Consider the following 15,973-nt stretch of genomic DNA (forward strand, 5'->3'; position numbering starts at 1 on the left):
TATTAGCTTGGTAGCCAAACATACAGCTTTTTACTTATCAAATAGAGATGATAAAAAAAAGCTTATTCAAGATATTTTAGCTTCAAAAATAATTCCTGAAACTTTAAATTTAAAAGGCGTTTTATTTTCTGAAGTTACACTTAATAAATTTATTGAAGAAGAATTAAGACACGGCAAAATAGATATTACAACCAAGGTTGATAATAGTTTGTACAATTCTTCCGAAGGTGAACGCAAGCAAGCTCTGTTAAAGCACTTAATTTCAATTAAGCCAGATTATATTGTACTCGATAATGTTTTTGGAAGCTTAGATGCTGAAGCACAACTACAATTTAAAACCACATTAAAAGCTTTAAGTAATGATGTGCTTTTAATACAAATAACAAACCGAATAACCGATGTATTACCTTTTATGCAATCGGTTTTTTGTTTTAGTAATAATACACTAGTCCCCTTTAGTCCCGTTGAAAATAACGCACAAACTAAGTTTAATTTAAATCTTCCGAAGGCATATAAACAAAAGGTTTACAATTTTAATACCTTAATTAATTTTAACAATGTTAGTGTAAAATATGGTGACCGCACAATAATAAAAAATATTTCATGGACTATTAAACCTGGAGAGTTCTGGAAACTTATTGGGCCAAATGGCTCGGGGAAAAGTACTATGTTAAGTATGGTTTATGGAGATAATCCTAAAGCTTACGGACAAGATATTTCATTATTTGGGATAAAAAAGGGTAGTGGAGAAAGTGTTTGGGAATTAAAAAAGAAAATGGGCTATTTTACGGCCGATATGGTTCGTGGTTTTGCACGTTTAGATTCTATTGGTAATATGGTAGTTTCTGGATTTTTCGATTCTGTGGGGCTTTACAAAACGCCATCGCATTTGGAGATTGAAATAGCACACCAATGGCTTAAAGTACTTGGTTTGTTTGATGTTAGAAAGCAAAGTTTTGTTGAGCTTACCAAAGGCCAACAACGTTTAGTTTTAATTGCTAGAGCCATGGTAAAAAGTCCGCCATTGTTAATTTTAGACGAGCCAACAAACGGTCTAGACGATGCCGAAGCTATACTTTTTGCTAACCTTATAAATAAAATAGCTAAAGAAACAAACACAGCTATTTTATACGTGTCGCACCGCATAGAAGAAGAGCTAAATCCTGACTTTATATTTAAGCTTACACCAACCGAATCTGGTTCAATAGGAGAAGTTATTAATTAGTTGTACATTATTAATTTCCACTTTCATATCAATCTAAATAAAAAAGACTGCCTTAAAAAGTAAACATTACACGCGCTAATTTGTTTACTTTTTAAAGCAGCCTTTAACATAATTTAAATACTACTAATAATATATATAGTTAATTAAAACTATTTTAATTGCTCTTAAGGGTATGTGTATTTAAAAAAAGTATCTTTTAAATGCTTCAATGGCAGCGTACTCTGCTAAACCTAAATTATTAAATTTGGTAGCAGTAAGTCGGTTTCTATCTTCGGCACGTACCCAAAACTCTCTGCTATCGTCTCCTTGAAACATAACACCATCTTTTTGCGATTGGTGGAAAAATATGGCATGTCGTTTTTTAAGCACTTGGTCTGGACTCATAGGTACAGCCATTTCAATTTGGTATGGTTCCCATTCGTGCCATGCACCACGGTAAAGCCAAACCCAACAATCGTTCATGTAAGGTTCTTTTTTTAGTACTTTTAATGCATCGAATAGGCTGTCTAAACATACTTTATGTGTGCCATGTGGATCTGCTAAATCGCCAGCCGCATAAATTTGATGAGGTTTAATTTCTTCAATTAAATCGCACATTATTTTAATATCGACTTCTGTTAAATTACCTTTTTTCACAGTTCCTGTTTCGTAAAAAGGAAGATCTAAAAAGTGTACATTTTCATCAGGAACACCAACATAGCGTGTTGCGGCAACAGATTCACTTCTACGAATTAAACCTTTTAGTTTTCTTGCTTCAACTGAATCAATATCGTTTTTTGATTTGTTTTTAAAGAATTCAATAATGTTTTTAAACTCACTGGCATTAGGGTTTATTGTTGAAGCTACTTCTGCAAATTTTAGCGCCTCCTCATCGGAAACTGCAATATTACCAGAAGTTTGGTAAGCTACGTGCACTTCGTGACCTTGTTCAACTAATCTATCGAAAGTACCACCCATTGAAATAACATCGTCGTCTGGGTGCGGGCTAAAAATTATAACACGTTTTTTAGCAGGTGTGCTTCGTTCAGGTCTATATTTATCGTCCTCATTTGGTTTACCTCCTGGCCAACCTGTAATAGTTTGCTGTAACTTGTTAAACATCTTTATGTTTAAGTCGTACGCGGTTCCTTCTTCGGTTAAAAGACCAGACATACCATGGTCGTTATAATCTTTATCTGTTAATTTTAAAATGGGTTTATTCGTTAATTCGCTTAACCAAACCACAGCTTTTAATTTTAATTCTTCGTCCCAAACACATGATGTTACTAACCAAGGTGTTTTAACTCTGGTAAGTTCTAAAGAAGCTTCACTATCTAAAACAAAAGTAGTGTTGTTATGTTCTTGTAAATAAGTAGCAGGAATATTTGAAGTTATTTCGCCTTCAATGGCCTTTTGTAAAATTTCGGCTTTATTATTACCCCAAGCTAATAAAACAATACGTTTTGCATTTTTAATGGTACCAATACCCATTGTTATTGCTTTTCTTGGCACATTATCTATTCCTAAAAAGGCAGAAGCGGCATCTACACGAGTAATGTGGTCTAGCGTTATACTTCTTGTTCCAGAGTTTAAATGCGAACCAGGTTCGTTAAACCCAATATGTCCGGTACGACCAATACCTAATAACTGAAAATCTAAACCTCCGTAAGACTTAATTTTCATTTCATAATCTACACAAAATTGTCGCAGCTCATTAGCGCTAACAGTACCATCTGGAATATTTATGTTTTCAGGCTTTATGTCAACATGATTAAATAAATGTTCGTGCATAAAATAAAAGTAACTTTGTATATTACTTTTATCCATTGGGTAATATTCATCTAAATTAAAGGTAACCACGTTGGCAAAACTAAGGCCTTCCTCTTTGTGAAGCCTTACAAGTTCTTCATAAACTTTTATTGGCGAAGATCCTGTAGCTAAACCTAATACACAAGGCTCATTAAGTTCTTGTTTTAATTGAATTAAATTGGCAATTTCTTGCGCTACAATTTTTGAAGCTTCTAATGAAGAATTGAAAATAACATTATGAATTTTCTCATAACGTGTGTCTTCAAATTTACCAGCTTCTTTAAACGTGATTTTTTCGTTCTCTTGATAATTTACTTGCTCTTGAATCATTTTTATTATGGGTGCCTTAAAATTTATGATATAATAAAAGTACAAGAAGAATTTTAACTGTTGTGCAAATTTTCGACTAATAACATGTGATAATCGCTAAAGGTTTTGTTTCATAAATTATTGCATTGTTTGTTGTAGTCTTGGGTGTGACATTTATATTTTTATTTTATACTTGGTTTGCATACTGCGATTTATAATTAAAAATGTTTAAAATTCGTTGTCGCCGTAAAGTCATTATATGAAAAAAATATAGCAAGCCTGTTAAGCATAGATTGTTATGCGACATAAAAAGTTTAATAACTCACAAGAATTTTAGTTATTAGCCAAAAATTAAAAGAAGCACATTATTAATTTTTGTAGATAGTTTTTTTCTAATTATTGAGAATGCCTTTGTTATATGGGCTTCAACAGATTTTATTGAAACGCCCAAATGATCTGCAATTTCTTTATTAGTTAAGCCGTTTTCTTTACTTAAAATAAATGTTTCCTTGCATTTTGGAGGAAGGTTGTTTATTTCTTTTTTAACTAATTTAATAAGAGCGTTTAAATTTGATTCGTCGTTTTCTTCAATGGTTAAATTTATTGCAGCAATATATTTTTCTTCTAAGGAAGTCTGAGATTTAATTTTTCTATATTGATCGATAAACTCATTATAAACAGATTTATATAAAAAACTTTGTAAATCTATTTCTGTTTTAAGTTTATTTCGTTTTTGCCAAATTTTTATAAAAACATTTTGCACAATATCTTCAGCCAAATCCGAATTACTACAAAGCGTATTTGCGTAAATTAGGAGTTTATTACTATAACAGTCAATTAAATAACTGTAAGCATTTGTTTTACCGACTTTTAAGGCAAGAATTAGTTTTGCATTATTTTCTGAAAAATCAGACATTTTATAGATTTTCTTAGGCAAATTTAAAAAAATGTTGAAAAAAACTTAGGGTATTGTAATTAAGCTTCGTTATAATAAAAAAGTTAATCAAGAATGATTCCTGAATCAAAATCGAAAATCATAGTTAAATATTTATCTAAGCAAGCGAGCATAGATGAGTTAAATGAGTTGTTGCAATGGCTTGAAAATCAAAACAATGTAAAAGAATTTAATGCGTTTGTTAAAGCGAATTTTTTAATAGAAAATGCTATTAAAAATTATGATAATCAAAATATTAAGGAAAACGTTTTAAAAGTTATTAAAAAAGAAAAATATACTATAAAACGCAGTAAAACTGTTGCTAATATTTACAAATTCGCCGCTGTTTTGGTTGTGTTTTTAGTAATTGGAGGGTTTTTATTCAATAAATTTTATAATTCGAATACCGAATTAAAAATTCAAGATGAAAATGTAACCTTGGTGTTAGGTAACGGCGCTATAAAAACGCTTGACTTGAGCAAAGAAACTGTAATTAGCTCTAATTCTGGAGAGCATATTGGGGTGCAATCTGGTAACAAATTAGCTTATAATAATGAAATTATAAAGGATGAACTTATTTATAATACACTAAAAGTGCCTTATGGGAAACGTTTTGAAGTAAATCTATCAGATGGAACTACGGTGCATTTAAATGCAGGGTCGTCCCTAAAATATCCGGTGCAATTTATAAAAGGACAATCTCGGGAAGTATTTTTAACAGGTGAAGCTTTTTTTGATGTTACTAAAGATAAAAATCATCCTTTTGTAGTTAATGCGAACGCTGCAAATATTCAAGTTTTAGGTACAAAGTTTAATGTGTCTTGCTATAGCGAAGATGTTCATATAACTGCAGCTCTAGTTGAAGGAGCAATCGCAATGTTTAAAAAAGACGTTTCATATAATCCGGAGGAGGCCATAAATTTATTACCAGGACAAGAAGCGTCTTGGCATAAGGAAACTAATATATCCGAAGTTAATAAATCGAATTTAGAATCTAGAACGGCATGGTTAAATGGAAAACTTATACTCTATGAGGTGCCGTTTAAAAGTATATTGAAAAAAATAGAACGTCAATACAATGTAAGTTTTATAAATAATAACAAAGCTTTAAACAATCGCATTTTTACGGCAAAGTTCGACGTTGAAGATATTTATGGCGTATTAAAAAGTCTTAGTGTTTCTGGCGGTTTTACTTATAAAATTAATGAAGATAAAATTATAATTAATCCATAAAATAATAACATATGACCTAAAAACAACTAATTAACCAAAACTCAAAAAAAACTCGTCACTTAAAATAAAAAAACCAGAAAGTGCTGCAACACTCTCTGGCTTAAGCTAAGTGATAGAACATGTCTAACACATTATAATCAAACCAAAAGTATGAAAAAAATCATTACAGGGGTCGATAAAATATTGTATATCCCTGAGTTAAGTTTAAAGATGAAGCTAACTTACATTCTCTTATTTTTTGCTTTATTTCAAATACAAGCAAACAATACGTTCTCTCAAAATGTGAAGGTTACATTAAACTGTAACAATATGCCTATTGAGGAGGTTTTAACAGAAATTGAAAATAAAACAGAATTCAAGTTTTTATACGAGAAAGATGTTTTTTTCAAAGAAGAAAAAATCAATATCACCTCTAACGAAGAGCAGTTAAAAAATATTTTAAACCGCATTTTTGGCAAATTACAATTGCATTACGAGTTTATTAACGAGCAAATTATTATAGTTAAAAATACCGAAGACCAAGGGGTTGTAAATAGCTTAAAAGCTAAAATTAAGCAGGTATTTCAAGGTCCTATTACAGGTAAGGTAACCGATGAAAGCGGTATGCCTTTACCCGGAGCAACAATAGTATATAAAGGACAAAACTCTGGTGTTACTACCGATTTTGATGGTAATTTTTCAATACCATTTGTGCAGAACGCTAAAACGTTGGTTGTTTCTTATATTGGTTACGAAACTCAAGAGGTAGTTATTAATAATGTTTCAAAAATTAATGTACAATTAAAAGTAGCTGTAACTGGTTTAGATGAAACAGTAATTGTTGCCTATGGTAAAATTAAAAAAGAAGCCTTAACAGGTTCTGTTGGTGTAGTAAATGTAGAAGGTTTAGCTAAGCAAGGCACAATAATTAATGTAGATCAAGCATTACAAGGTCAAGTAGCAGGTGTACAAGTAAGTGCACCAAGTGGTAAGCCTGGTGCCGCGGCTAGAGTTAGGGTAAGAGGGAGTTCTTCCATTTTAGGTACTAATCAGCCTCTTTATGTTGTAGATGGTGTTCCTATTTCTCCGTCTGTTGAGATTCCAGGATATGCATCATTTATAGATGGGTTAAGTAATAACGAATCTACAACCCTAGAAAATGAAGGGTTTAACAACGATTTAGGTTTTCTCGATTTTAACAACGTAGAAAGTATTTCGGTTTTAAAAGATGCGACTGCTACATCTATTTATGGGTCAAGAGCAGCAAACGGTGTTATAGTAATAACCACCAAAAGTGGTAGTGGTTTATCGAAACCACAATTTGAATTATCGGTAACGCAACGTGCTAATTTGGTGCAAAATATAGATGTTTTAAATTCTAGCCAATACAAATCACTTTATGAAGATGCCATTAATAACTATGTTGAATCAGGAGGAGTGGTGCCTACTTCAGATAGTTTTGGTCAAGGTATTTTAGCAGGAACCGAAGTCGATTTGAATACAGATACAGATTGGCAAGATTTAGTAGTTAGAAATACTTCATTAACTAGTAATTATGCGTTTAGCGTTCGCGGAGGAAGCGATAAAGGTTCCTATTATTCTTCGTTGAGTTTGCAAAGTGATGATGGAAGCGTAAAAGGAGATGAATTAAAAAGATATGCTTATAGTTTAAGTTTAACTCAAAAACTAAAAGATAATTTATCATTTTCTTCTAATATTAATTTAGGACGAGTAAAAAGTGATTTAGCATTAAATAGTCTTTTTGCTGCATTTGAAGCGGCGACCTATTTGCGACCAGATGTTACACCTTATGACGAGGATGGTAATTTAATTGCGCGTATAGGAGATATTTATAATCCATTGTCTTCATCACAACGCCGTATAACTTCAACCACTTTTTCTTTAGCTGGTAATTTTACATTAGAGTATGAGCCTATAGAAAATTTAATACTAAAAACTACGGGAATATTACAGTACATTGATGCCGAAAGTTATTCGTTTTATCCAAGTTATACCATAAGTGGTTCCACAACCAACGGTGAAGGAAATTTGGTAAATAGAAATACTATAAACCCAACAGTAGAAGGGACTTTATCTTACGATTTTTCATTATCGAAAAGTAATTTTAATGTTTTAGTAGGAAGCACTTATCAAAACGAAAATTCGGTAACTAATAGTTTGTATGGCGAAAACTTTCCAAATGATGATACGCTTACCGGAATTAGTTACGCAGGAGAAAGCTTATCGGCTCAAGAATCAATTACTAGAAGTACATTAATATCATTTTTCTCTCGATTTATTTATGATTACGATAACAGATATGTAATAAATTTTTCGGGTAGAACAGATGGATCTTCAAAATTTGGTGCAAATAAACGTTGGGCAACCTTTCCTTCTGTTGGTTTAGGATGGAATATTCATAACGAAAAATTTATGGATAATGCTTATGCTGTTAATTTTTTAAAATTACGAGCAAGTACAGGTCAATCGGGTAATGTAACCTTCGATCCTAATCAGTCTTTTAGTTTGTTTGGGGCATTAAATAGTACCTTAGGAGTTTATAACGGTAATACAGGAGTTGTGCCAGTTCGTATTGGTAATCCAGATTTAAAATGGGAAGTAACAACACAGAAAGATTTAGGTTTGGAGTTTGCTTTTTTTAATAACAGAATAAAAGGAGAAGTAGCTTATTACAAAAAAGATACAAAGGATGTATTGTATCAAACTGAGTTACCTTCGTCAAGTGGTTTATATACTGTTATTTCAAATTTAGGAGATACCCAAAACGATGGTTACGAACTTACTTTAAATTTTAACCTTATAAATAAGAAGAATTTTAAATGGAATTTTGGATTTAATGCTGCCACAGCAAACTCTAAAATAGTAAAATTAAATACTAGTTATTTAGATGAATATGGTGGCACTTATTTAAATGGTTTGTATTTAAGAGAAGGTGAATCTTTAGGTTTAATTCGCGGGTTTGTTGCAAATGGCCTTTTTCAAAATCAAGAACAAATCGATGCATTAAATAGCAGTGCGCCAGATGGTGTTTATCAATCTACAATAACTAGCCCTGGAGATATTTATTTCGCAGATTTAGATGGCGATGGGGAAGTGAGTACTTCAACTTCAAGTGGAGATGTAACTAGTATTGGTAGTATTGAACCTGATTTTTTTGGAGGCATTAATACAAACTTTAATTATAAAGGTTTGACTTTAAATATTTTCGCAAATTATAGTTTGGGTAACGATATTTACTGGAAGGCAGGAGAAAATGCCTTTAGCTATACAACTTTAAACGAACAAGGTAATAAACCTACTTTAGCTCTAGATCGCTGGACACCAGATAATACTGATGCCATATATCCAAGAGCGGTTTACAGAACTAACCTTTCTACTGCAAATCAAAATAACAGACAGTCAAGTTTGTATGTGCATAAAGGCGACTATTTACGTATAAAAAATATAACCTTAGGCTATAATTTTAGTAACGATGTTTTAGATAAATTAAAAATACAAGGTCTGTATTTATATTTAACCGGAACTAACTTATTTACGTTTACTAAATATCCTGGTGCCGATCCTGAATTTACAAATATTGCAAGTTTTAGAAATCCTATAGATAGCAATAAATATCCGGTAAGCAAGCAACTAATAACAGGTTTAAGGTTAACTTTTTAAAGCAAAAAACATGAAAAATAAATTAATATTAATTATAATTTTAAGTGTGTTAAGCTATTCTTGCGACGACGCACTCGATGTGCAACCAGAGAATTATTTGTTCGAAGACCAGTTGGTAACCGACGATAAAAGTGCTCAAACATCATTGTTTGGTGTTTACACTCAATTAAACTGGATTTATGGTCAAAATCTTGAGTTAAGTTTTCCTTTTTTAGATGGATCTTTAACCACTACAAATGCCACATTTATTTTTGGTCAAGCTGCTAGTAATGTAATTAGTCCGGAAGATGGAACTTTAAATACATTTTACGAATGGCCTTATTATATTATTAATTCGGCGAATGCTACAATCGAGGCTGTAACAAATAATGCTGGCGTATCGCAAACAGAGCAAGATAGAATATTAGGTGAAGCATATTTTATGCGTGCATTCGGACATTACATTGCACTACGAAGCTTTGGGCAATTTTTCGATTTATCTAGTTCTTATGGTATTGTTTTAAGAGATGTTGTATCTACAGTCGAAAATAGCCAGAAACAGCGTTCAACAGTACAAGAATGTTACGATTTTATTTTAGACGATTTGGATATGAGTATCCAAAAAAACACCACGTTTAGCAATAATTATTATGCCTCAAGTTTAGCGGCAAAGTCATTTAAGGCAAATGTATTATTGTACATGGGAGGAACCGAAAATTATACCGAAGCTATTACATTAGCCGATGAGGTAATTAATTCGGGAGATGTAAGTCTTGAACCTAACTTTGAAGATATATTTATTAATGGCGAAGCAAATAGTGAAGTTATTTTTTGTCGCGTTGTTGGTGAAGGGCAATCAAATAAATTTTCTTACTATTATCAAACATTGCCAAGAACATCTACTTGGTTACAAAATTATTTAGAAAACGACCCTCGTGAAGAAGATAGTTATGACACAAGTAACTTGAGGTTGAAAAAAATATTTACAACCGAAATTTCTGGAGGTCCTACAAATTATTTGCGTTTGGCCGAGGTATATTTAATAAAAGCTGAATGTCAAGCACGGTTAAATTTATTAGATGACGCTGAAAATACTTTAAATGTTATACGAAATAGGGCTTACGGGGGTTCTGCGCCAGAATTAACATATACCAATCAGCAAGAACTTCTAGATTTAATTTTCGATGAGTACGTAAAAGAACTTTGTTTCGAATCTGGAGCAGTTTGGTTCGCAGCGATTCGTCATGAAAAAATTGAAACATTAAAAGATGCAGTAACCAGTTCAGATCAGTATATTTTACCAATTCCAATGGCCGAATTACAAACTAACTTGGAGTTCGGTTCCCAAAACCCAGGATATTTAGACTTTTAAAAGAATTAAATAATTTGATTTAGTTATTATTTACAAGGGGCTTTAGACTACTACCGAATTCTAAAGCCCTATTCTTTACCTTTTTTACTTTTTAAAGGAAATTCCCAAGTATCATAAATTTTAATATTAAAAACAATTAAGACTTAATTATAATGAAAAAAATAGTAGTCATTTTAGCCATCATATTCAGCTTTCAAAGCTTTAAAATTGAAGGTCAAAATAATTTACAAAATAATATTCCCAACGATTCTTCTGTTAAAATAGGAAAGCTTAAAAACGGTTTAACCTATTACATTAAGCAAAATGCAAAACCTAAAAATAAGGCCGAACTAAGGTTGGTTTTAAAGGCTGGTTCAATACTTGAAGATCAAGACCAATTAGGTTTAGCTCATTTTATAGAACATATGGCTTTTAATGGTACCAAACATTTTCCTAAAAATGAACTTATAAATTATTTACAAAATATAGGTGTAGAGTTTGGGGCCGATTTAAATGCGCATACAAGTTTTGATGAAACGGTTTACAAATTATCTGTTCCCACAGACAACGAAACCATAAAAACGAGTTTGCAAGTTTTACGTGATTGGGCAGACGGCATAACTTTCGATCACGAAGAAATAGATAAAGAGCGTGGCGTTGTTGCCGAAGAGCTTAGAGCTCGAAACGGCGTAGGTTCAAGAATGTATTACCAATCTATACCCGTATTAACAAATAATTCAAGGTATGCAGAGCGCGCTCCAATTGGGACACTCGACGTAATTTTAAATGCTAAATACAGTGCACTAAAGCGTTTTTATAAAGATTGGTACAGGCCAGACTTAATGGCTCTAGTTTTTGTTGGCGATTTTAATTTAGAAGACATTGAACAGCAAATAAAAACGACATTTAGCAGTATTAAATCCGCTAAAAAACCAAGGGAGAGAGTATATTACAACATACCAAATAATGATAAGCCAGCGGTAACAGTGCAATCAGATAAAGAAGCTACGGGTTCAAAAGTATCTATATATGTTAAGAGGTTTGAGGATGAGGTAAACACTTTAAATGACCTAAAACAGGTCGTTTTACAACGTTTATATTCAGGAATGCTGCGTCAAAGACTTTCTGAAATCGAAGTAGAGCCTAATGCACCATTTTTATCTGCAAAAGCCGGTATTGGAAATTTTTTATCAACAACAGATAGCTATTTTTTAGGAGCTTCTTTAAAGGAAAATCAACTTTTAAATGGTGTCGAAGGGCTATTAATAGAAAGTGAACGTGCCAAACGTTATGGTTTTACAGAAGCCGAATTAGAACGTTATAAAAAAAGTTTTTTAAACAATGCCAATATTCGCCGTAAAGAAGAGGGTAAGCTCTCAAATAAATATTACGTTGAGCAGTATATAGATAATTTTACCAGTAAAACACCCATACCAAGCGATAACTTTAGTTATAACTTTTACAAAGACATATTACCAAGTATTACCGTAGCAGATGTAAACGCTATAAGTAAAAAATGGGTAAGAGATGATAATATGGCAATTGTGTTAAATACAGTAGAAAAGGAAGATGTTAACATTCCAACAAACGAAGAAGTTATTGCCTTAATTGATAAAGTAAAAAATTTAGAACTAGAGCCATATATAGATAAATTGTCTAATGTAAAATTATTAGAAACACCTCCAAACCCAGGGCATATTGTAGCTACTGAGTACAATAAAGAGGTTGATGTTACAACATGGAAATTGGCAAATGGCATTACCGTTATTGTAAAACCAACAAGATTTCAAAACGATTTAATTTCGATGAGTGGTTTTCGATCAGGCGGAAGTTCAACAGCGCCAGATTCTATATATGTTTCTGCTCGTAATGCTGGAAATATTATTGGTAAAAGTGGTGTAAACGGTATTTCTAACATCAACTTAGAAAAATTAAGTATGGGAAAAACCGTTAGCGTATCTCCCAGAATTAATTATTACGACGATTTATTTTCAGGTTCTAGTTCCTCGGCAGATTTAGAATATATGATGAAGCTGGTCCATTTGTATTTTACCAAGCCAAACAGAGATGAGAATGCTTTTGTGGCTTTTAAAGAAGGGTTAAAATCTGTTTATAAAAATCAAGATGATAGCCCAAGTGCTTATTTTGAAAAAGAAATTGCAAAAAATATGACGCATAGCCATTTAAGATCTATGCCATTAACTGTTAAGCAAATTGAAAACGAGCTTGATCTTGACCAAGCATTTAATTTTTACAAAGAGCGTTTTGCAAATGCAAACGGCTTTACATTTGTATTTGTTGGTAGTCTTAAATTAGAAAATTTAAAGCCACTTGTAGAACAATATCTAGGGAGTTTACCCTCTAATTTAAATGAAGAGAGTAAATCGAAAGATACAGGTTTACGATATGCTACTGGCGTAGGAAAAAAAGTGTTTTATAAGGGTATAAGCGATAAGAGTACCGTAGATTTACGTTTTACGGGAGCTATAGATTTTTCTTTAGAAGAAAAAGAACATTTAAGCTTACTAGCCAAACTATTAAAAATTAAATTAACTGAAGAGTTAAGAGAAAAAATGTCTGGCGTTTATGGTGTTCGGGTTTCATCATTTGCATCAAAAATACCTTATCAATGGTACAGAATTGCCGTGCGCTTTACTTGCGACCCAGAAAATGTTGATAAGCTAATTGCTAAAACACAAGAGGAGATTAACAACATTAAAAATCATGGTGCTTCGCAAATAAACATTACTAAAATTAAACAAGCAGAACTAGCTAATTACGAGCAATTTTTAGAAAATAACAACTTTTGGAGTTCTAAGTTAAAAACGTCGCATGAATACGATTTAGATTTAGAGTCTATTTTGGAGCAAAATGAAGTTATTGAAGAAATTAATTCTGAAATGTTTAAAACTACTGCTAAAAAATATTTTAACGATGCAAATTATGCAGAATTTATTTTAATGCCCGAAAAGGCTGAATAATAATAACTTATTAAAATGCTAGATACTTTTTTAACAAATAGTGTCTAGCATTTTTTATTTAAAAAATTAAAGCGCTGCACTAAAAATATAAAATTTCGACGAGTGGTGCTTATAGGGCGATAAAGAGTATATTTTCGAATGATGAAAATTAGTCTATAGTATCATATCTTTGTAAGTAATAACTGTCTTATAGTTTCTTTTGTAGAAATAATTTGTAGGATCGTCTATTGAAACCACTAAAACAAAATCGCCGCCCCAAGCGCCTAAACTTTTTATTGCACCATTAAAATCATTAAATAGTTTAGTTTTTACGGGTATTTGTTTAGTAATTTTTGCAATTACCATTTCATGTAATTCAATTAATTCAATAAACTCCACCAATTTATTACAGTTAATAATTTTTTTAGTTAAGTCATTAATAGATCTAATTTCAAATATCGAGTTTTTCTTTTGCTTGCGGTAGTAATTTATACCGTCGCGACTGTTTTGTTTTTGGTTTAGATGAACAAAATATAAAAATGACTTAAAATCGGGATTAAAAATTATTGGGTTTATACTAGGTGTGTTATCCTTTATTGTATATGTTATAGCAGTATTATTTTGGGCACAAGCAATATCGTAGCCACTACCACCAAAAGTAAGTTCTAGCAGTTTAAAAGCATCAACATTTGCCCATTGTGCTATATTATTTATTAAGGTCGATGAGGTACCGAGCCCCCAGTTATTTGGGAAATCTAGATGAGTTTTTATTTTAAAACCATGTTTATTATTAAGAAACTCAGGATTTAATTGCTTAACAGCATTTAAAATTTGAACTAGCCTTTTAGCAACATCACTTTTTGTCTGCCATTTTATTGGTTGGCTGGTTAAATCAAACTCAGTATGAAACCACAATTCGCTTTCGTGATTAAAACTTTCCCAAATTAACTTTTGTTCAGGTATATGTTCAACTGTAAGGGATTGCCCGTATTTGGTAGGTACAGCTAATGCCGTAACACCATCTAAAACAACATACTCACCTGTTAAAAGTAATTTACCATTGCTATAAAACTCCTGCATAATTAGTGGTTAGAACGTAAATTTTTAATTGCAGATACCACTGCGCTGTGGGAAACTGTTTGGTTTTCAAATTGTTTGCTTAGGATTTCTTTTTCGGTTTTAGTAGCTTCAAACTGATTTAAAATATTCATTAAATGCATTTTCATGTGCCCTTGCTGAATACCTGTAGTTGTAAGCGAACGTAAAGCGGCAAAATTTTGTGCTAAACCTGCAACAGCAACAATTTGCATTAATTCTTTAGCCGATGGTTTTCCTAACATTTCTAAGGCTAATTTTACTAAAGGGTGTAAGCCTGTTAATCCGCCAACGGTACCTAAAGCCAAAGGAATTTCCATCCAAAAGGTGAAAACACCATCTTCAATTTCAGCATGAGATAAACTACTGTATGTGCCGTTTTTACAAGCATAGGCATGCACACCAGCTTCAATAGCTCTAAAATCGTTTCCTGTAGCGAGTACTACGGCATCAATACCATTCATGATACCTTTATTGTGTGTAACTGCTCGGTATGGTTCTACTTCGGCTATGTTTACTGCTTGTACAAATTTTTCCGCGAAAGCGTTACCTTCAATATTTTTTTCGGTTAAATCGTCAACTTTACAACTAACTTCTGCGCGAACCAAGCATTCTGGAACATAGTTAGATAGAATACTCATTACAATTTCAATTTGTTTTTCTTCTTCAGAAAATAAATCAAAATTTAAAGCTTCAGTTTTTAGGGTTTTAGCAAATTGCTCAAGGCAGGAATTTATAAAATTAGCACCCATAGCGTCTAACGTTTCAAACGAAACGTGTAGCTGATAGTAGTTTGCTAAACTTTCGGTTTTATTGCGTAATTCTATATCTAAAATACCACCACCACGCTTTTCCATGTTTTGCGTAATGCTTTTGGCATCTATTAAAAGTTGAGGTTTTACTATTTTAAAAAATTGTTTAAGTTTTTGTTTATCACCTTTGTAATTAAAATGAACTTGACCAATTTTTGTGGTTGAAATTACTTTGGTTTTAAATCCGCCTCTTTCCATCCAAAATTTTGCAGCTTTACTTGCGGCCGCTACCACCGAGCTTTCCTCGATAGCCATTGGTATGGTATAAATTTTATTGTTTATAGAAAAATTAGGGGCGACACCAAGGGGTAAATAATAGTTTGTAATGGTGTTTTCTATAAATTCATCATGCAATTGCTGAAGCTTTTCATCGCTATTCCAGTACTGGATTAGTATGTTTTTAGCATTTTCAAAATCAGCAAAATAGGTGTTAACAATCCAATCAATTTTTTGTGTTTTCGATAGTTTCGAAAAACCAGAAATAGTTTTACTCATAAGGTATTAAGTTGCAGCGCAAAGATACTATTCTTCATTCAGTTTTAAATAATCAATTAATACAAGCTTCTTATTAAAGTGTTAATTTTAGGTGCTTTTTGCAGAATTTTTAGTAAACTTGGGCACATTTTG

The 15,973-nt window shown here is 32.1% G+C and carries 9 protein-coding genes; 5 read left to right on the forward strand and 4 right to left on the reverse strand.

What is annotated here, in order from left to right; genetic code table 11:
• Positions 1–7: 7 nt before the first annotated feature.
• The gene (locus LG651_RS08045; RefSeq protein ID WP_226695626.1) at positions 8–1,225 is read left to right on the forward strand and encodes an ATP-binding cassette domain-containing protein; all 1,218 of its coding nucleotides are present in this window, start codon (positions 8–10) and stop codon (positions 1,223–1,225) included.
• 180 nt (positions 1,226–1,405) lie between these two features.
• On the opposite strand, the gene nagB is transcribed toward LG651_RS08045, so the two are convergent.
• Both nagB and LG651_RS08055 read right to left on the reverse strand, forming a co-directional pair.
• Complete coding sequence (gene nagB, locus LG651_RS08050) at positions 1,406–3,343, reverse strand: glucosamine-6-phosphate deaminase (RefSeq protein WP_226695627.1); 1,938 nt, start codon at positions 3,341–3,343, stop codon at positions 1,406–1,408.
• A 319-nt stretch (positions 3,344–3,662) separates the two neighbouring features.
• The gene (locus LG651_RS08055; protein ID WP_226695628.1) at positions 3,663–4,238 is read right to left on the reverse strand and encodes an RNA polymerase sigma factor; all 576 of its coding nucleotides are present in this window, start codon (positions 4,236–4,238) and stop codon (positions 3,663–3,665) included.
• A 93-nt stretch (positions 4,239–4,331) separates the two neighbouring features.
• On the opposite strand from LG651_RS08055, the gene LG651_RS08060 reads away from it, so the two are divergent.
• From LG651_RS08060 to LG651_RS08075, 4 genes are all read left to right on the forward strand, one after another.
• Positions 4,332–5,489 carry a FecR family protein gene (locus LG651_RS08060; protein ID WP_226695629.1) on the forward strand — a complete coding sequence of 386 codons (1,158 nt, stop codon included), beginning with the start codon at positions 4,332–4,334 and terminating at the stop codon, positions 5,487–5,489.
• A gap of 150 nt (positions 5,490–5,639) precedes the next feature.
• Entirely contained in the window at positions 5,640–9,149 is a 3,510-nt protein-coding gene (locus LG651_RS08065) for a SusC/RagA family TonB-linked outer membrane protein (RefSeq protein WP_226695630.1), read from the forward strand.
• 10 nt (positions 9,150–9,159) lie between these two features.
• Positions 9,160–10,500 carry a RagB/SusD family nutrient uptake outer membrane protein gene (locus LG651_RS08070; RefSeq protein ID WP_226695631.1) on the forward strand — a complete coding sequence of 447 codons (1,341 nt, stop codon included), beginning with the start codon at positions 9,160–9,162 and terminating at the stop codon, positions 10,498–10,500.
• A 152-nt stretch (positions 10,501–10,652) separates the two neighbouring features.
• Entirely contained in the window at positions 10,653–13,460 is a 2,808-nt protein-coding gene (locus LG651_RS08075) for a M16 family metallopeptidase (RefSeq protein ID WP_226695632.1), read from the forward strand.
• Between the two features lie 153 nt (positions 13,461–13,613).
• Here LG651_RS08075 and LG651_RS08080 read toward each other — a convergent pair whose 3' ends face one another.
• A complete protein-coding gene (locus LG651_RS08080; RefSeq protein ID WP_226695633.1) occupies positions 13,614–14,519 on the reverse strand; it encodes a GYDIA family GHMP kinase in 906 nt (301 codons plus the stop codon).
• 2 nt (positions 14,520–14,521) lie between these two features.
• Positions 14,522–15,841, reverse strand: coding sequence for a hydroxymethylglutaryl-CoA reductase, degradative (locus LG651_RS08085; protein WP_226695634.1), 1,320 nt, complete (start codon positions 15,839–15,841; stop codon positions 14,522–14,524).
• Between the last annotated feature and the right edge of the window lie 132 nt (positions 15,842–15,973).

The sequence above is a fragment of the Neotamlana sargassicola genome, assembly GCF_020523965.1.
Lineage (GTDB): Bacteria > Bacteroidota > Bacteroidia > Flavobacteriales > Flavobacteriaceae > Neotamlana > Neotamlana sargassicola.

What these genes read in the sequence shown, in the direction of transcription:
- LG651_RS08065 (WP_226695630.1), top strand. Translation starts at nt 5,640, where the DNA reads ATGAAAAAAATCATTACAGGGGTCGATAAAATATTGTATATCCCTGAG.
- nagB (WP_226695627.1), bottom strand. Translation starts at nt 3,343, where the DNA reads ATGATTCAAGAGCAAGTAAATTATCAAGAGAACGAAAAAATCACGTTT.
- LG651_RS08055 (WP_226695628.1), bottom strand. Translation starts at nt 4,238, where the DNA reads ATGTCTGATTTTTCAGAAAATAATGCAAAACTAATTCTTGCCTTAAAA.
- LG651_RS08075 (WP_226695632.1), top strand. Translation starts at nt 10,653, where the DNA reads ATGAAAAAAATAGTAGTCATTTTAGCCATCATATTCAGCTTTCAAAGC.
- LG651_RS08060 (WP_226695629.1), top strand. Translation starts at nt 4,332, where the DNA reads ATGATTCCTGAATCAAAATCGAAAATCATAGTTAAATATTTATCTAAG.
- LG651_RS08070 (WP_226695631.1), top strand. Translation starts at nt 9,160, where the DNA reads ATGAAAAATAAATTAATATTAATTATAATTTTAAGTGTGTTAAGCTAT.
- LG651_RS08085 (WP_226695634.1), bottom strand. Translation starts at nt 15,841, where the DNA reads ATGAGTAAAACTATTTCTGGTTTTTCGAAACTATCGAAAACACAAAAA.
- LG651_RS08080 (WP_226695633.1), bottom strand. Translation starts at nt 14,519, where the DNA reads ATGCAGGAGTTTTATAGCAATGGTAAATTACTTTTAACAGGTGAGTAT.